General features: G+C 71.5%; 14 protein-coding genes. 8 read left to right on the top strand and 6 right to left on the bottom strand.

The window, feature by feature from the left end:
- Positions 1-308: 308 nt before the first annotated feature.
- The 7 genes from AC07AW_RS38715 (at position 309) to AC07AW_RS38685 (ending at position 7051) form a co-directional block, all read left to right on the top strand.
- The gene (locus AC07AW_RS38715) at positions 309-896 is read left to right on the top strand and encodes a DUF5987 family protein (protein ID WP_478820148.1); all 588 of its coding nucleotides are present in this window, start codon (positions 309-311) and stop codon (positions 894-896) included.
- The gene (locus AC07AW_RS38710; protein ID WP_478820147.1) at positions 893-2563 is read left to right on the top strand and encodes an FAD-dependent oxidoreductase; all 1671 of its coding nucleotides are present in this window, start codon (positions 893-895) and stop codon (positions 2561-2563) included. The genes AC07AW_RS38715 and AC07AW_RS38710 overlap by 4 nt, the downstream gene beginning before the upstream one ends.
- 111 nt (positions 2564-2674) lie before the next feature.
- On the top strand, positions 2675-3481 hold the full coding sequence (locus AC07AW_RS38705) for a TIGR03084 family metal-binding protein (RefSeq protein WP_478820146.1): 807 nt from the start codon (positions 2675-2677) through the stop codon (positions 3479-3481).
- 105 nt (positions 3482-3586) lie between these two features.
- Positions 3587-4486, top strand: coding sequence for a prephenate dehydrogenase (locus AC07AW_RS38700; protein WP_478820145.1), 900 nt, complete (start codon positions 3587-3589; stop codon positions 4484-4486).
- 63 nt (positions 4487-4549) lie between these two features.
- Positions 4550-4810, top strand: a complete 261-nt coding sequence (locus AC07AW_RS38695; protein WP_478820144.1) for an acyl carrier protein — start codon at positions 4550-4552, stop codon at positions 4808-4810.
- The gene (locus tag AC07AW_RS38690) at positions 4807-5673 is read left to right on the top strand and encodes a phytanoyl-CoA dioxygenase family protein (protein WP_478820143.1); all 867 of its coding nucleotides are present in this window, start codon (positions 4807-4809) and stop codon (positions 5671-5673) included. The genes AC07AW_RS38695 and AC07AW_RS38690 overlap by 4 nt, the downstream gene beginning before the upstream one ends.
- Positions 5674-5794: 121 nt before the next feature.
- Complete coding sequence (locus AC07AW_RS38685) at positions 5795-7051, top strand: cytochrome P450 family protein (RefSeq protein WP_478820142.1); 1257 nt, start codon at positions 5795-5797, stop codon at positions 7049-7051.
- A 100-nt stretch (positions 7052-7151) separates the two neighbouring features.
- Here the strand turns inward: AC07AW_RS38685 and AC07AW_RS38680 are convergent, their stop codons facing one another.
- On the bottom strand, positions 7152-7580 hold the full coding sequence (locus AC07AW_RS38680) for an SgcJ/EcaC family oxidoreductase (protein WP_478820141.1): 429 nt from the start codon (positions 7578-7580) through the stop codon (positions 7152-7154).
- Positions 7581-7614: 34 nt separating this feature from the next.
- Positions 7615-8805, bottom strand: a complete 1191-nt coding sequence (locus AC07AW_RS38675; protein ID WP_478820140.1) for an acyl-CoA dehydrogenase family protein — start codon at positions 8803-8805, stop codon at positions 7615-7617.
- 224 nt (positions 8806-9029) lie between these two features.
- On the opposite strand from AC07AW_RS38675, the gene AC07AW_RS38670 reads away from it, so the two are divergent.
- A complete protein-coding gene (locus AC07AW_RS38670; protein ID WP_478820139.1) occupies positions 9030-10616 on the top strand; it encodes a 4-hydroxyphenylacetate 3-hydroxylase family protein in 1587 nt (528 codons plus the stop codon).
- Between the two features lie 83 nt (positions 10617-10699).
- Here AC07AW_RS38670 and AC07AW_RS38665 read toward each other — a convergent pair whose 3' ends face one another.
- The 4 genes from AC07AW_RS38665 to AC07AW_RS38650 all read right to left on the bottom strand — a co-directional run bounded on the left by AC07AW_RS38665 (position 10700) and on the right by AC07AW_RS38650 (position 17810).
- On the bottom strand, positions 10700-12037 hold the full coding sequence (locus tag AC07AW_RS38665) for a condensation domain-containing protein (RefSeq protein ID WP_478820138.1): 1338 nt from the start codon (positions 12035-12037) through the stop codon (positions 10700-10702).
- A 44-nt stretch (positions 12038-12081) separates the two neighbouring features.
- On the bottom strand, positions 12082-13701 hold the full coding sequence (cmdF, locus tag AC07AW_RS38660) for a tyrosine 2,3-aminomutase (RefSeq protein WP_478820177.1): 1620 nt from the start codon (positions 13699-13701) through the stop codon (positions 12082-12084).
- Positions 13702-13782: 81 nt separating this feature from the next.
- Positions 13783-16332, bottom strand: coding sequence for an AMP-binding protein (locus AC07AW_RS38655; RefSeq protein WP_478820137.1), 2550 nt, complete (start codon positions 16330-16332; stop codon positions 13783-13785).
- Positions 16333-16361: 29 nt separating this feature from the next.
- The gene (locus AC07AW_RS38650; RefSeq protein WP_478820136.1) at positions 16362-17810 is read right to left on the bottom strand and encodes an FAD-dependent oxidoreductase; all 1449 of its coding nucleotides are present in this window, start codon (positions 17808-17810) and stop codon (positions 16362-16364) included.
- Positions 17811-17874 lie beyond the last annotated feature (64 nt).

Here is a 17874-nt window from a genome sequence, read left to right as displayed (position 1 = left end):
GTGCTTTCCAACTCCACCCCCCCCGGGTCGGATACGGGTCTCTAGCGTGTTCCGCTTCCCCGTAGCAGAAGAGAACCGAGAACCAGGAAATCCAACATGCACCAAAAAATATAACGGGCCTTTGGTTTTTTCGCATGGATACCGCGGGGCCCGATTCGACTTCGGCAGGTTCATCGCGCAACTCGCTGTTCGGTGAACGCGATCCGGGTTGGTTGTTTGAAACAACTCGACAGCTCTACGTTCTTCTCACGACAGCACGACGACAACACGAAGTCCCGACAGATCGAGCGGAGGATGAGGTGCCTGCAGTGAGAAGGGTTCGGAGGATCCCCGAACGCCGGGTCGACATCGGCCCTGAGACGACCATCACCCTCGAGGCCTACGCGGACACCATCGTCCCCGGAGAGAAGCGCTGGCCCGGAGACCGGGCGATCGCCGGAGTCAGCACCGGCGGCGGCGCGGTCACCGCCGGCGCCCTCGACCTCCTGCGCTGGGACGCCACCGGCATCCACGACGGCCTCGACGACCTGGCGACCCTGGTCAACGACCACGCCAGGGTCTATGCCGAGAAGACCGGCCTCGCCCTCGACGCCGAGGTTCCGCCGTTCGTCTCCCTCGACTACGACGACCGCGTCAACCTCATCGTGGAGCTGACCACGCCGGGCCACCCGGAGAAGGACTTCTGGGTCCTGCTCTCCCTCTTCTGCAACATGGCCTACGACTCCGCCGCCCACCTGCACACCGACGAGGCCCTCGCGGACGGCCACCCGGGCCTGACGGCCATGGGCATCACCGCGCCCGACGCCGACGGCCTGTGGCGTTTCCAGGACTTCGGCTACGGCCGCCAGCTCGCCGAACTCCACCCCGACACGACCCCCACCGGGAGCCCAGCATGAGCACCACGATCGAGAAGACCGACGTCCTGGTCATCGGCAGCGGCTTCGGTGGCGCGATCACCGCCTACCACCTGGCCGCCGGCGGCGCCAAGGTCACCGTCCTGGAGCGCGGCCCCTGGCTGAAGCCCGAGGACTTCGAGCACGACTACAAGCTCGGCTCCTCCTACACCCGCATCTTCGACTTCGTCGTCGGCGACGGCATGAGCGTGCTGGGCGGCAACTGCGTCGGCGGCGGCAGCGTCGTCTACTTCGCGGCCATGCCCCGGGCCCCCAAGTTCGTCTTCGAGCGGCACGGCAGCATCGGCCGCCGGATGTGGCCCGAGTCGATCAGCCGCGAGAGCCTGGACCCCTGGTACGAGCGCGTCGAGGAGTCCCTGTCGGTCACCAAGCCGGACTGGAACGAGGCCTCCTACGCGGGCGGCCTGTGGGCCGCCGCCTGTGACCACGCCGGGCGCACCGCCAACCCGCTCGCCGCCTCGGTCGACAACTCCAAGTGCGTCAACTGCAACTTCATGATGGCCGGCTGCCGCTTCGAGGCGAAGCAGTCCCTCACCGTCAACTACCTGCCCGGCGCGCTCGCCCACGGCGCGGAGATCCGCCCGCTGCACGAGGTGCAGTACCTGTCGCGGACCCCCGAGGGCGACTACCGCGTCCACTACAACATCGTCGACGACGAGGACTACCGCCTGCAGACCGGCTCCGGCGTCATCGAGGCCAAGATCGTCGTACTGGCGGCGGGCGCCGGCGCCACCCCGGTCATCCTCCAGCGCAGCGAGGACCACCTCGGCAAGATGCCGCACGCGGTCGGCCGCTACTTCTCCGGCAACGGCGAGCGCCTCAACACGGCCATCCTCAACGAGGAGAAGGTCGCCGAGCTGCTCGGCCTGTCCCGCGGCGAGGGCGAGCTCCCGTACGGAGCCAACGCGATCGGCAAGGGCCCGACCGTGGCCAGCTGGGACAAGCTCGACGCCGACCTGCCCGAGTACTCCCGCTACTCCCTGGAGCAGCTCTACTTCCCGCCGGGCCTCGGCACCATCCTCGCCCAGGCGCCCGACGCCAAGGGGCCGACGACCTGGTTCGGCAAGGAGAAGAAGGAGATCCTCAAGAACTGGAAGTCCTGGCTGACGATCTTCTGCATGACGGAGGACGACAACGAGGGCGTCTTCGGCCCGCCGCCGGCCACCGGCAACTCCATGCGCATCTCCCAGCAGCTGCTCGGCCGCGGCAACCTGTCGTACAAGCCGACGAAGAACACCTGGCACGGCTGGAACCAGGCCGACGCCGACGTGAAGGAGATCCTGGAGAAGGACGGCCTCGCCAAGGTGATGCCGTGGACCAACGACCTGGTCGGCGCCTACACCGTCCACCCGCTGGCCTCCTGCCGCATGGGTGACGACCCCGAGACCTCGGCACTCGACGACACCAACGAACTGCGCGGCCACTCCGGCATCTTCGTCACCGACGGCTCCGCCGTCCCCGGCGCCCTGACCGTCAACCCGGCGATGACCATCGCCGCGCTCGCCGAGCGGGCCGTGCCGCACATCGTGGCCGCCGCCCAGGCCAAGGGCATCGACGTCACCTACGGCGCCCCGGCCCCCACCGGCTACAAGGCCCGCGCCACGGTCGACCTGCCGCTGCTGCGCAAGAAGCCGCTCGCGAAGGTCTGATCCGATCCGCGACTTCGCACGGCCAGTGAGTTGCATCAAAGGACTTGGCAGCTCAAGTGAGTTGCATCAAAAAACCTACGTCATCTACGTACCTTCAGGAGTGAAACGGACATGAGCACCCTCAACGACGTGCTGAAGGCCCTCGCCGCCGACATCGACGAGGTCGAGGACCTGGTACGGGACCTCGACGCGGCCGACTGGAACAAGCCCACCCCGGCGCCCGGCTGGAGCATCGCCGACCAGGTCGCCCACCTGACCTTCATCTTCCGGCTCGCCAAGACCGCGGCCGCCGACCCCGACACCTTCAAGGGCATCGCCGCCCAGGCCGCCGGGAACTTCGACGGAGCCGTCAACGCCGCCCTGAAGCAGTTCAACGGCTTCCCGCCCGCCGAGCTCCTGGCCCGGTTCCGCGCCGAGGGCGACGCCTCGGTCGAGGCGCTGGCCGCCGTACCGGAGAACTCGGTGGTGCCGTGGCTGGTCAACCCGCTGCCGCCGGCCGTCCTCGCCTCCGCCGGAATCATGGAGCTCTTCGGACACGGCCAGGACATCGCCGACGCCCTCGGGGTCCGCCGCGAGCCCACCGAGCGGCTGCGCCACCTCGTGTTCTTCGCCTTCCTCACCCGGGACTTCGGCTACCTCTCCCGCGGGCTGACCCCGCCGGCCGAGCCCTTCCGCATAGAGGTGACCGCCCCGAACGGCGAGATCTGGGCGTACGGCCCCGAGGACGCGGCGAACAAGGTCACCGGCCCCGCCCAGGACTTCTGCCTCCTGGTCACCCGCCGCCGCCACCGCGACGACCTCGCTCTCGTCGCCACCGGTGAGGAGGCGGACCGCTGGCTCGACATCGCCCAGGCCTACCGCGGCCCCGCGGGCGAGGGCCGCACCCCCGGCCAGTTCGCGGACCAGTGCTGCGACTGACCCGCCCGGCGCACCCTCCGCGCCGGGCGGCGGCTCCCGCCGCCGGCCTCGCCCCCGCCCCCGCCCCCTCGCCCGTCCGAGGCCGAAGCCCACCAGGAGCAACCCATGGCCCCCCGCCCTCCCCTCCGCCGCGTCACCGTGATCGGCTGCGGACTGATCGGTACCTCTCTCGCGCTCGACCTCACCCGCGCAGGCGTCGACGTCTCTCTCGCCGACCTGGACCCCCGTGCCGTGGAGCGCGCCGCCGCCCGGGGCGCGGGCACCCCGCTCGACGCCACCGCCCCGCCCGCCGACCTCGTCGTCGTCGCCGTACCGCCGTCGGCCGTCGTCGACACCGTGTACGAGGCGCAGGCGATCGGCCTCGGCCGCGCCTACACCGACGTGGCCGGCGTCAAGGGACGCATCACCGAGGAGGCCGAGCTGCGCGGCTGCGACCTCCACGGCTACGTCCCCGGCCACCCGATGGCCGGACGGGAGTCCTCCGGCCCGGACGCCGCCGAGCCGGGCATGTTCGCCGGCCGGCCCTGGATCCTCTGCCCCGGTCCCACCGCCGTGCCCGAGGCCGTGGCGGCCGTCGAGGAACTGATCGCCCTGGTCGGCGCACGTCCCCGCACCCTCACCCCCACCGCCCACGACGAGGCCGTCGCCACCGTCTCCCACACCCCGCACCTGGTGGCCGCCGCACTCGCGGCGCAGCTCGCGCACACCGCCCCCGAGGTCCTCGACCTGGCCGGCGGCGGGCTCGCCGACACCACCCGGATCGCCGCCGGCGACCCCGGTCTGTGGAGCGACATCCTCGGCCACAACGCCCCCGCCGTGGCCGACGCGCTCGACCGGGTCGCCGCCGACCTCGCCCTGCTGGCCCGGGAGCTGAGGGAGGACGACGAGGCCGGATCGGTCACCGTCGGCGGGCTGCTGCTGCGCGGAAACCTCGGTCGGCAGGCCCTTGTGGCGGCCGCGGGGTCGCGCAATCCAGGAGATGCCCCCTCCCGCGCCCGGGTGTGATGCTGCCACCGCATCGCCCGGTGGGCGACCCGCGTCAGCCCGAGGCATGAGGGAGAGCAGCGCATGAGCACGGATGTGGCCACGGCCGCGGAGACGGTCAGGTCGATCTGGACCACGATCCTGGGGGACGCCCCCGAGGCCGGGTCCGAGGTCACGTTCTTCGAGGCCGGCGGTGAGTCGATCTCCGCCACCCGCCTCGTGGTCCGGATCGAGGAGGAGCTCGGCGTCGAGATCGAGGTCGGCGACATCTTCGAGGAGGACCCGACCCTGGAGGGACTCGTCGGCATCGTCACGGCCAAGGCCGGCGCCCGGGCGACGTCATGACCCCTGGTCTCCGGCGGGTCGCGCCCGACACCGATCTCGACACGGCCGTGGAGATCCTGGAGCGCGACGGGGCCCTGATCGTCGAGGACCTCGCCGACCCGGCCACCATGGCCGCCCTGTGGGAGGACCTGGGCCCGGCGCTGGAGACCCGCGACTACAGCGGCGACTGGTACAACGGGACCCGCACCCGGCGGGTCTCCTCCCTCTTCGCCCGTACGCACCGGCTCACCCCGGTCGTCACCCACCCGCTGTTCCTCGGCAGCGCCCGCCGGATCATGCAGCGGCCCGTACACGTCTGGATCGGCAGGTCCCGCACCGCCCTGGTGCCCACCGTCCAGATCAGCGGCACCCAGGCCATCCAGATCCACGAGGGCCAGGGCCGCCAGCCGCTGCACCGGGACGACTCGCTCCATCTGCGCCGCCACCCCGGCCCCACCAGCCGGGTCCAGCTCATGCTGGCCATGAGCGACTTCACCGCCGAGAACGGCGGCACCCTGGTGATCCCCGGCAGCCACCACTGGGACGACGAGCGGCCGCCGCGCGCCGAAGAGGCGATCCCCACCGAGATGAAGGCCGGCTCCGGCCTCATCTGGCTCGGCGGGGTCTACCACGGCGGCGGCGCCAACACCACCGAGACCCCGCGCACCGGACTGACCATCGCGCTGGACCTGGGCAACCTCCGCCAGGAGGAGAACCAGTACCTCGCGGTGCCGAAGGAGTCCGTCCTCGCCCATCCCGAGGAGGTGCGCCGGCTGCTCGGCTACGACCGCTGCCCGCCCGGCCTCGGCTGGTACGAGATGGACGACCCCTACGTCGTCCTCGAGGACGAGGCCCCCGCGCAGGTCCCGGTGCCCACCCCGTAACGCCCCTTCGGCATCCGCCGGCCGGTCACGCACCGGCCGGCTCCTCTCTTTACGCGGCCGGCGCCGAACGACACGCCCCGGGCCGCCTCACACCGAACTCAACGTCACCGCGGGAGAACCCATGACGCAGCGCTGCCCCGTCGCCCACACCCTCGACACCACCGGCCAGGACATCCACGCCGAGGCCGCGGGCCTGCGCGCCCAGGGCCCCGCCGTCCTGGTGGAGCTTCCCGGCGGCGTGCACGCCTGGTCCGTCAACGACTACGCGACCATCCGCAAGATCCTCTCCGACCCCCGCGTCACCAAGAGCGCCCGCAACCACTGGCCCGACTTCATCGAGGGCCGTATCCGCCCCGACTGGGAGATGATCAGCTGGGTCGCCATGGACAACATGGTCACCGCCTACGGCAAGGACCACATCCGACTGCGGCGCCTGGTCGGCGGAGCCTTCTCGCCGCGCCGCACCCAGGCCGTCAGGCCCCTCATCGAGGGCCTCACGAACCACCTGCTCGATGCGCTGGAGTCCGCCGAGCCCGGTGAGGTCGTCGACCTGCGCGAGCGGTTCGCCTACCCGCTGCCCGCCATGCTCGTCGCCGAACTCATCGGCATGGGCGAGGAGCAGCGCGCCGCGACCGCCAAGGTCATCGACATGATGGTGGACACCACCGTCACCCCCGAACAGGCCCAGGCGGTGCTGCTCAACTGGCGCGGCGCCATGGAGGAGCTCGTCGCCCAGAAGCGTGCCAACCCCGGCGAGGACATCACCAGCGACCTCATCGCCGCCCGTGACGAGGACGGCTCGCGCCTTTCCGAGGCCGAGCTGTGCGACACCATCTTCGCGATCCTCGGCGCCGGCTCCGAGACCACCATCAACTTCTTCGACAACGCGATCACCGCCCTGCTCGACCACCCCGAGCAGCTTCGGCTCGTGCTGTCCGGCGAGGCCTCCTGGGACGACGTCATCGACGAGACGCTGCGCGTCGAGTCGCCGCTGGCGCACCTGCCGCTGCGCTACGCCGTCGAGGACATCGAGCTGGACGGGGTGACCATCCCCAAGGGCGACCCGATCCTCGTCAACTACAGTGCCGTCGGCCGCGACCCGCAGGTGCACGGCGACAGCGCCGACGCCTTCGACATCACCCGCGCGGACAAGGACCACCTGTCCTTCGGCCACGGCCCCCACTACTGCCTGGGCGCCGGCATCGCCCGCCTGGTCGCCACCGTGGGCCTGTCCTCGCTCTTCGCCCGCTTCCCCGAGCTGTCGCTCGCGGTCCCCGCCGGGGAGCTGCAGCCGCTGCCGACGTTCATCATGAACGGCCACCGCGCCCTCCCGGTCCGTCTGACCGCCCCGGTCCCGGCCACCGCCGGTACCCGCTGAAGCACCCACAAAAGCGCCCCCCGGTCCAGCTCGGATCCGGGGGGCGCTTTTTCGTGCGGGCCGGGGCGGCGACGGGTGGGTGGGGCGCCGCCGCGGTGGCTCAGTTGTCGCGCGGGCTGTTCTGGTAGGCGGCGAGCAGCCACTCGCCGTCCTGCTTGGCGGCCACCCAGGTGGCGCGCACCGCGCGGGCGTCGGCCACCTCGGTCTCGCCCGGGGCGAGCACGCCGCCCTGCGTGATGACGATGGCGACGTCCTCGCGGAGGAACTTCAGCGCCAGCGGCGTGCCGACGACCTGAGTGCCCTTGTACGGGCCCTGGAAGGCACCGGACATGAAGGCCTCGATCTCCTCGCGCCCGCTGCGGTAGACGCCGGGCAGGATCATCGTGCCGTCCTCGGTGAAGACCTGGGCGAAGGCGGCGGCGTCGTGCCGGGCCCACGCCTCGACGATCCGGCCGGGCAGCGCGGCGACGGCTGCCTGGTCCGCGTCGGAGACGGTGCCGGCGGGCGCGGTCGAGGGTGCTGCGGTCATGCTCGTTCCCCTTGTGTGCGGTGTCCGGTACGGATCAGATGTAGAGGCTGTTGGGCTCGAGGCCGCACAGGACCCGCCCGTACAGCTCGGTGTTGGTGTCGGGGTGCATCAGGGCGTGCAGGCTGACGGCCTGGATGTCCCGGGTGATGCGCTGGATGGCGGCAGTGGTGTAGATGGACGAGCCGCCGCTGGCCGTGGCGAGGATGTCGACGGCCTCCTTGGCGAGCTTCACGACCGCGCCCATGTCGGCGCGGGCGCGCACCCGCTCCTCGAGGGTCCACCCGGAGCCCTCGGCGGACTTGGAGTCGACGAGGTCGGCCAGGCGGTAGGCGTGGAACTCGGCCTGGTCGATCTTGAGGGTGGCCTCGGCGACCTGAAGGTGGGTCAGCGGGGCCTCGGCCTGGCTCGCGTAGTTCGTGTACGTGATCTTGCGCTCCGGCAGCCGCTCAAGGAAGGCCTCCTTGGCGGCGCGTGCCATGCCGAGGATCGCGCCGACGGACGACGCGGAGGCGACCGGCAGCAGCGGAGCGCGGTAGATCGGGGCGTCGGCGTTGGCCTGCGAGGCGCCGCCCTGGCCCTGGAGGACGACGGGCAGCGGCAGCACGCGGTCGGCCGGCACGAAGACGTTGTCGGCGACGGTGGAGACGCTGCCGGTGCCCTTGAGGCCGGAGGTGTGCCAGTCGTCGACGATCTGGAGGTCGGAGAGCGGGACGAGGGCCATCACCGGCATCGGCTCGCTGTCCGGGGCGATCTGGACGGCGACGACGACCTGCCACTGGGCGTGCAGCGCACCGCTGATGAAGCCCCACTTGCCGTTGACCACGACACCGCCCTCGGTGGGGGTGGCCATGGCGCTCGGGCTCAGGGTGCCGCAGACGCGGACGTCGGGTGTCGAGAACACCTCGTCCTGGACGTGGTCCGGGAACAGACCGGCCATCCAGGTGGGGATCCAGTAGACCGACGCGGTCCAGCCGGTGGAGCCGTCGGCGCGGCCGATCTCGGCCGCCACGTCGATCAGCGTGCGGGTGTCGGCCTCGTAGCCGCCGAAGCGGGCGGGCGTGCGCAGCTTGAAGACGCCGGCGTCGGTGAGGGCAGCGATCGAGTCCTCGTGGACCCGGCGGTTCTCCTCCGTCCAAGCCGCCTTTTCGCGCAGCTGCGGCACGAGTTCGGAGACCCGACGAACAATCTGTTCCCGCGTGGGAACATCAGTCGTCGCAAGCACCATTTCCTCCCGGAGACGTCCGTTCTCGGAAGGCCGGAAATGGCCGTCCGTAACAACGGGACGACCTTCCCAGCGGGCGCCGATCAGCTGCATCTTCAGGATTGCTGGGCAGCTGCCGCCACGTGCTTCCCGCACACGACAAGAAGCCCTGACCAGGTGCGGGCTGCCACGATGAGGCCCGCATTGCATGTCTTCGAAAGCGCCCCGTGGAAGAGGGAAGAAATCCGATGACCGACCGTCAGGATGCCCCCGCCGGTACCGCCGAGGGGCGGCGCCGCACCCGCCCGCTGACGGGTGACGAATACATCGAGAGTCTGCGGGACGGCCGGGAGATATACCTCTACGGCGAGCGCGTCAAGGACGTCACCACCCACCCCGCCTTCCGCAATCCGATCCGTATGACGGCACGGATGTACGAGGCGCTGCACGACCCGGCCCAGCGTGGCATTCTCACCCGGCCGACCGACACCGGCTCCGACGGCTGGACCCACAGCTTCTTCACCACCCCGCGCAGCGTCGACGACCTCGTCGCCGACCAGCGGGCGATCGCCGCGTGGGCGCGCCTCGGCTACGGCTGGATGGGGCGCAGCCCCGACTACAAGGCCTCGTTCCTCGGAACTCTCGGCGCCAACGCCGACTACTACGCGCCCTACGAGGAGAACGCCCGCCGCTGGTACGCGGAGTCACAGGAGAAGGTGCTCTTCTGGAACCACGCCATCGTGCACCCCCCGGTCGACCGCGACCGGGCGCCCGACGAGGTGGAGGACGTCTTCATCCACGTGGAGAAGGAGACCGACAACGGTCTGATCGTCAGCGGCGCGAAGGTGGTGGCCACCGGCTCGGCGCTGTCCCACTACAACTTCATCGCCCACTTCGGGCTGCCCGTGAAGAAGCGCGAGTTCGCGCTGGTGGCCACCGTGCCCATGGACGCGCCGGGCATGAAGCTGATCTGCCGGCCGTCGTACACGGCGAACGCGGCCGCCATGGGCAGCCCGTTCGACTACCCGCTGTCGTCCCGGCTCGACGAGAACGACACCATCCTGGTCCTCGACAAGGTCCTCATCCCCTGGGAGAACGTCTTCGTCTACGGACACCTGGGCAAGGTGCAGATGTTCCCCGGCCGCTCCGGCTTCGTCGAGCGCTTCACCTTCCACGGCTGCACCCGCCTCGCCGTCAAGCTGGAGTTCCTCGCCGGCCTGCTCATCAAGGCGCTGGAGATCACCGGCACGAAGGACTTCCGCGGCGTGCAGAGCCGCGTCGGCGAGGTGCTCGCCTGGCGGAACCTCTTCTGGGGACTGTCGGACGCGGCCGCCCGCAACCCGGTGGAGTGGAAGAACGGCGCTCTGCTGCCCAACCCCCAGTACGGCATGGCCTACCGCTGGTTCATGCAGATGGGCTATCCGCGGATCAAGGAGATCATCCAGCAGGACGTCGCCAGCGGCCTGATCTACGTGAACTCGGCCGCCGAGGACTTCAAGAACCCGGACGTCCGCCCCTACCTCGACAAGTTCCTGCGCGGCTCCGGCGGCAAGGAGGCCGTGGACCGCGTCAAGGTGATGAAGCTGCTGTGGGACGCGGTCGGCACCGAGTTCGGCGGCCGCCACGAGCTCTACGAGCGCAACTACGCCGGCAACCACGAGAACACCCGGGTGGAGCTGCTGTTCTCGCAGACCGCCTCCGGTCACGTCGACAGCTACAAGGCCTTCGTGGACGAGTGCCTGAACGAGTACGACCTGGACGGCTGGACCGTGCCCGACCTCGCGTCCTTCGACGACCTGCGCTCCACGGTCCGCGGAGCCCTGCACAACGGCTGAGCCGGAACCCGTGGACGGCACTCCGCCCGCGTCCTTCCCTTCCGGGGAAGACGCGGGCGGAGTGCCGTGGTGCGGAAGGCCCGTCAGGAGGCCAGCCGCAGCGGCGCGTCGGGGTCCGAGAGCGTGCGGCGCAGCACCGTCACGAACGCGGCGGCGAACTCCCGCATCGTGCGCTCCTCGAACAGGTTCGTGTTGTAGCCGAGGTGGCCGAGCATCTCGCCGGAGAGCGGGTCGATGTCCAGCTGGAACATCACCCCGTCCGGGATGTCGGTGGAGACGTCCTGGGACAGCATCCGGCGGCGGATCTCGGAGATCGTCAGATCACCCGTCTCCACCCCCTCCAGGGCGGGGAACTGGAAGACCTGGAAGGCGACGACGGCGAGGTCGTCCGCGGCGAACGCGGCCGCCGACGCCGGGGCCTCGGCCACCACCTGGCCGAACGGCAGGGGGTTCGAGTACGCCTTCAGGCAGGTGCCGCGGGTGCGGGAGACGACCTCGCGGAACGTGGCCGCGCCCGCGAGGTCCGTGCGCAACGGCACGAAGTTGAAGAACGCGCCGACGGTGTTCTCGAAGCGGGCCAGGCCACGGCCCGCCGCCATCGTCGGCACGGCGATGTCGGTGGCGCCGACCCGCTCGTTGAGGAAGACCTTGTACGCGGCGAGCAGCACCATGAAGGCCGAACCGCGGGTCTCCTTCGCCAGCGCCAACGCGGCCGAGGTCAGCTCCTCGCCGATGACGAAGCGGTGCACGGCGGTCGTCTTCGGCACCCCGTCGGACTTGCGGTGGTCGCTCGGCACGCCGGTGATGGCACCGCCGTCGAGCTGCTCGCGCCAGTAGCCGCGCGCCTTGACCTCGGCGGTCGGCGCGTAGCGCTCCCGCTCCCAGGCGGCGAACTCGCCGAACGCGGTCGGCTCGGGCAGCTCCGCGGTCTCGAAACCGCGGCGCCGGGCGTACAGCACCCCGAGGTCGCGGATGATCAGCTGCATGGACACCTCGTCGGCCGCCGTGTGGTGGACGACCAGGACGAGCACGGCGTCGTCCTCGGCGAACCTGCCGAGTACGGCCCGCAGCAGCGGCAGGTCGGTGCCGTAGCGGCCGCCCTCCAGCTCGATGAGCAGTTCCTCGGCACGGCGGTCGCGCTGCGTCGGGTCCGGCTCGGGGATCTCCCGCACGGTCAGGGAGACCGGCGAGGCCGGCGCGATCTCCTGACGCTGCTCGCCCGGGGTGCGCACGACCGTCGTGCGGAGCGCCTCGTGGCGGGCGACGACGTCGTTCAGCGCCTCCTGCAGCGCTTCCGCGTCGATCTTCCCGCTGAGCCGCCAGCCGCCGACGATGTTGTAGAGGGGCCCGAAGGGACCCTCCTCGTCGCCCTGGTCGAACATGCACAGGAACTCTTGGTTGAAGGAGAGCGGATAACTCATCGGTTCGTCCCAGTCTTGGGGGGAGGAGGAAGGGGCGGGAGGGATCAGACGAGCGCGGTGCCGGTCTGCTCGGCCGCCTGGAGGAACTCGCCACGGGAGAGCGCGGCGGCGACGAGCTCGATGTCGTCGGACATGTAGCGGTCCTTGTCGAGGGTGGGCACCAGCGAGCGGATCTGGTCGTAGGCCGCGCGGCCGACCGGGCTGAGCTGGTCGGCACGGCCGGAGAGGTCGACGGCCTGGGCGGCGGCGAGGAACTCGACGGCGAGGATGCGGGTGTTGTTCGACAGGACGCGGCGTGCGTTGCGGGCGGCGATCAGGCCCATGCTGACGACGTCCTGGTTGTCGCCGTTGGACGGGACGGACTGGGTGGAGGCCGGGCCGATCGTGCGGTTCTCGGCGACCAGCGCGGTGGCCGGGTACTGCGCACCCGCGAAACCGCTGCTGAGTCCCGGCTCGCCCGCCACGAGGAACTCCGGCAGGCCGTCGCTGAGGTGACGGTTCAGCAGCCGGTTGGTGCGGCGCTCGGAGAAGACGCCGAGCTGGGTCAGGGCGAGGACCACGAAGTCCATCGCGAAGGCGATCGGCTGGCCGTGGAAGTTCGCCCCGTGGAAGATTTCCTTGCCGTCGAAGAACAACGGGTTGTCGTTGGAGGAGTTCAGCTCGGTCTCCAGCTTCTGCACCGCGTGGTACAGGGTGTCGCGGACGGCGCCGACGACCTGCGGGATGGCCCGCAGCGTGTACGCCTTCTGCAGGTAGACCTCGGTGCGCGAGACGTCGCCGTCGCCGCGCTGCGCCTCGGCCTGGTGGCGCAGATCGGCGTGGTCGACGACCAGACCACTGCCCCGCAGCAGGGCGCGCATGTTGGCGGCGGTGTCGATCTGGCCCCGGTGCGGGCGGGCGATGTCGTGACCCTCGGCCTGGAACGGGCTGGTGGAGCCGCGCAGCGCCTCCAGGACGAGCGCGGTGACGATCTCGGCCTGGCGCACCTGCTCCAGGGCACGTCCGACGACCAGCGAGCCGAGGCCGGTCATCGCCGAGGTGCCGTTGATGAGGGCGAGGCCCTCCTTGAAGCGGAGCTGGAGCGGCTCGATGCCCTTCTCGCGCAGCACCTGGCCGGTCGGGACCCGCTTGCCGTCCTGGAGCACGTAACCCTCGCCGATCAGCGTGCTCGCGATGTGCGAGAGCGGGGCGAGGTCACCGCTGGCGCCCAGCGAGCCGATCTCCGGGATGGCCGGGGTGATGCCCTGGTTGAGGTAGAGGGCGAGGCGCTCCAGGAGCTCGGGACGGACCGCCGAGTAGCCCTTGGACAGGGCGTTGAGGCGGGCGGCGACGATGGCGCGCGCCTCGTCCTGTGCGAAGACCGGGCCGACGCCGGCGCTGTGGCTGCGGACCAGGTTGGTCTGGAGCTCGGTCTCCTTGGACGGGTCGACCAGCATGTAGATCATCTCGCCGTACCCGGTGGTGACACCGTAGACGGGGGCGCCGTCGTGGATGATCTTCTCGAACTGCGCGCGGCTCTTCGCGGCCTTGGCCAGTGACTGGGGGGCCACCTGGACCGGGGCGAGGTCCTCGGCGACCCGGCGGACCGCCGGGATGTCCAGGTTCTCGCCGTCGAAGCTGACGCTCGACCCGTCGGATTCGATCGAGAAGTCGGTTTCGAGCATGGTCACGACATTCACCCCATCATGGATTGGATACAAGCATCAGTTGGGAAACGGGCGGTTGTTCGGAGGGCGGCGTCGCGTTCAGCGTGTGGCTGTCGCGCGGTCCGCCAGTGCGCGCCGGTCGACTTTTCCGCCGGTGTTGTGAGGGAGGCGGTCGATCGTCACGAAGGTCACCGCGGGCAGGGCAGGGCCGAACCAGCGGCGCAGCGTGGCACGCCAGGCCGCCGGAGAGCCGACGGGCGCTTCCGGGCCCTCGTGCGGCACCACGTAGGCCACCAGGCCCGCGACCAGGCCGTCGTCGGCGGCGCGGGCGACCACGGCGCAAGAGCGCACCGAGGGATCGGCCGCGAGCGCCGCCTCCAGATCGGTCAGTTCCAGGCGGGTGCCGTGAATCTTGATCCGCTCGTCGCCGCGGCCCCGGAACTCCAGCAGGCCGTCGAAGCGCCTGCGGCCGAGGTCCCCGCCGCGATAGCAGCCGGAGTCCGCGGCACCGGCCCCGTCAGGCCCGGCGGACACCGGGCGGAACGACCCGTCGGGCCGGCCGGCGTCGAGATAGCCGGGCGTGACATACGGTCCGCACACCACGATGCGGCCGGTGACGCCCGTCGGGCAGGGCCGGTCCTCCTCGTCGAGGACGAGGACCTGGCGGCCGGGGATCGGCCGCCCGATCGGGACGGTGCCGGCGCCCACCGGGGCGTCGACCTCGTGCCAGGTGGCGAGCACCGTCTCGGTGGCGCCGTACAGATTGACCACGCGGGTCCGAGGGAGCGCGGCACGCAGCGTGTCGGCGAGCTCCCCGCCGAGCGGCTCGCCCGCCAGCAGGAGGCACCTCAGCGAGGACGGCGCCCCGCCGGTGGCCCGCAGCGCGGCGAGCAGCTCCCGGGCGAAGCTCGGCACGGTCTGGAAGTGGGTGATCCGCTCGGACTCCAGCCACGCCGCCAGCTTCTCCGGGTGGGCCCGCAGCCGGTCGGGAACCGGGCACAGCGTGGCGCCGGTGGTGAGCGCCGCGAACAGCTCGACCAGGCCGGCGTCGTAGCCGGGCTGCGCCCACTGGGCCACCCGGGAGCCGGGGCCGATGCCGAACGCGGAGGCGAACCAGTCGACGAACTGGCCGAAGGTGCGGTGGGTCTGCGGGATGCCCTTGGGCGTTCCCGTCGAGCCGGAGGTGTAGGCGACGTACGCCCAGCGGTCCTGCTCGTCCCCGTCGAGATCCGCCGCGGACGGGACCGGGCCGGGCGGGAGGTACGTCAGGCTGTCGAGGTCGAGGACCCGGCCGCCGACCTCGGCACGGAACCAGGTCGGCAACGCCGCTCCGGCCTCCTCCCCGGCGACGACCAGGACCTCGGGCCGCAGGCCGGCGAGCACGGCCTTGACGCGTTCGCCGGAGTCCTTGGGGGCGAGGCCCACCGCGTGGGCGCCCGCGTCGAGGACGCCGAGCAGCGCGGCGGCCTGTCCCGGCCCGTTCGGCAGGCGCAGCGCCACGGCCGAGCCCTCACCCACGCCGAGCGCGCGCAGCGCGTTGGTGATCCGGGTGGCCCGGCCGGTCAGCTCGCGGTACAGGACGGGGCCGCCGTCGCCGTCCAGCGCCGGCACGTCCCCGAAGGCCCGGGCGCTTGCGCGCACCCGGGCGTTGACCGGTGGCCCGGCCTGGGGCGTGGCGCCGGTGAGGTCGGCGGCGCGCACCGCTGCGCGCAGCTGCTCACCGGTCTCCAGCGGAAGGGTGTCGACGGACGCGTCGGGGGCGGCGAGGGCCGCCTTGAGCAGGGTCCGCAGCTGGCCGAGCAGACCGGTCGCGGCCGCCGTGTCGCAGGGCACCGGGCGGTACTCGAGCAACCCCCGGGTCGGACCGGCGGGTCCGGCCGTCACCGTCAGGACGGGGTCGGCGCCGCCGGGCAGCGCACCGCCCGCCCTCAGTCGGCGCACCCGTGCCCCGGCCAGCCGCAGCACGGGTTCGTCGGCGCCCTCCACGGCGAACGCGCCGCTCACGGGCGTCTCGTGACCGGCCTGCGGCGCGGCGGCGATCCGGCGTACCAGGGCCCGGAAGGACGGTGCCGAGGACAGGTCGGCGGTCAGAGCCGTGCGGTCGTCGTCCGGGGTGCGGACGGCGAGATGCGGGCGGTCGGTGCCGTGATGGCGCCCGACCAGGCAGGCGTAGGCGGCCAGCAGCACGTCCGCGGGGTCGGCGCCCTCTCCGGCGGCGAGCGCCGAGACGGCCCCGGCCGTCCCCGCGTCGAGGGTGAACTCCACCGTCGCCGGGTCGGCCCCGACCCGCTCCGCGTACGCCGCGCCGAGGGCGTCGGCGAGCGGGGCGAGACGGTGGCCCGCGGCCGTGAACGCCCGGTTCACGGCCAGGACCAGCAGCTGCCCGCCGGCGGCGGGTCGGCCGACGACCAGCCGTGCGGCCGGTCCGGTGCCCGCGGGGAAGACCAGGAACTCCTGGTCGGCCCACAGTCGTTCGGCGGCCTCCCACGGGCCCGGGGCCGCGAGGTCCCCGAGGTCGGTGAACAGGCCCCCCTCGGCGTCGGCGGCCCCGTAGTGTGCCGCGGCCTCGCCCCAGGCGGCGCACAGCGCCGCCTCGTCGAGACCGTCGGTCACCGCGTAGGCCCGGATCAGCTGGGCCGTCTCGGTCACACCCACTCCCCTCGTCCTCGCCGGCCGTGCTACTTGGCCGAGACGAGCTCGTCGTCGCGGGACGGGACGGACACCGGGGGCGTGGCCACCGGCCGGACGGGAGACGCGCCGGCCTTCCGGCCGCTGAGCTTCTCCACGACCGTGCCGCGCACCACGTTCCACAGCACGCGGGCGAGGAACGCCGGACGCATCATGGCCTCCGGCTTGTCGACGAGACCGGCACCGCGCATGTAGGCGGCGGTGACCCTGCCGTCGTGGACGGCCGCGGTCTGCACCAGCTTGAGGAACTTCTGCGCGGCCTTGACCTGCTTGGTGCGCTCGCCCTGGACCCCGGGGAAGGTGAGGTCGACGGCGTTGGTCATCTCCCACGGCGGGTCGATGACGTCACGGGCCAGGTCCCGGAAGTACTGCGCCGGGATCGGCGTGGCACCGGAGTGCAGGTGGTCGCGCAGGGTCAGGGCGCAGAGCGCGGCGGCCGTCATGCCCTGGGCGTAGACCGGGTTGAAGGTGGTGACCGCGTCACCGGCGACCAGCAGGCCGAGCGGGAAGCGGTCCATCTCCTCGTAGCGGCGGCGCAGCGTCGTCGGGAAGCGGAAGGCGACCGGCTCGTCCAGCGGCACGGCGCGCTGCAGCGCCTCGTAGATGTCCGGCACCGCCAGCGACTTCACCCACTGGTACAGGCCCTCCTGGTCGGTGGGCGGGTGGTCGCCGAGCAGGCCGTACGTGGTGAGCTCCACGCGGTCGCCGTCGGTCTTGGTGAAGATCGCACCGCGGGGCAGCTCGGGGGAGGCCACCGGGTTGATCGACAGGTCGCCGTCGTAGGGGTCGTCCAGCAGCTTGTAGTGCTGGGTGACGTAGCCGAGGCCGATCTTCTTGCGCTCCTCGACCACCCGCGGGTAGCCGAGCTCCTCCAGCCAGACCGGGGTGCGCGAACCGCGGCCGGTCGCATCGACCACGAGGTCGGCCTCGATGACCTGCTCGCCGCTCTCCTCGACGAGGCTCTGCACGCGGACGCCGGTGACGCGGCTCTTGTCCGCCGTGGTCACCAGGCCCAGGATGTCGTGCTGCTCGCGGAAGGAGACGTTGGACAGGGCGGCGGTGCGCCGGCGGATGTGCTTCTCCAGCATGGGGCGGCTGGCGGCCACACAGGTCAGGCCCGCCACCTGCGGCTTGAGCCGCCTGCCGTTGAAGTACCAGCGCACGTGGCCGGCCAGGTCACCGGTCGGGACGCCGTCGGCGAAGATCTCCTCGGTGATCCCGGGGTACATCTCCTCCATGGCGAGCTGGCCGCGGGCCAGCAGGCCGTTGATGTGCCGGCTCTGGGGGCAGTGCTTGCGCGGCCCCTCCACCCCGACCAGGACGTCGCGGTCCACAATGAGCACATCGTCGTAGGCATCGGCGAGCACTCGGGCCGCGAACAGCCCTGCGATGCTGCCGCCGAGTACCACCGCGCGCGTACCGGTCTTGTCGCCCGACACGGGTACCTCCTCGAAAATTTCCCGGTGTGAGGGTGGAATATTGATCTGGCCGGAAAACGGATGA

This window comes from Streptomyces sp. NPDC044003 (assembly GCF_056435185.1).
Note: the sequence above shows the minus strand (reverse complement) of the source record. Positions and strands in the feature narration are given on the sequence as shown.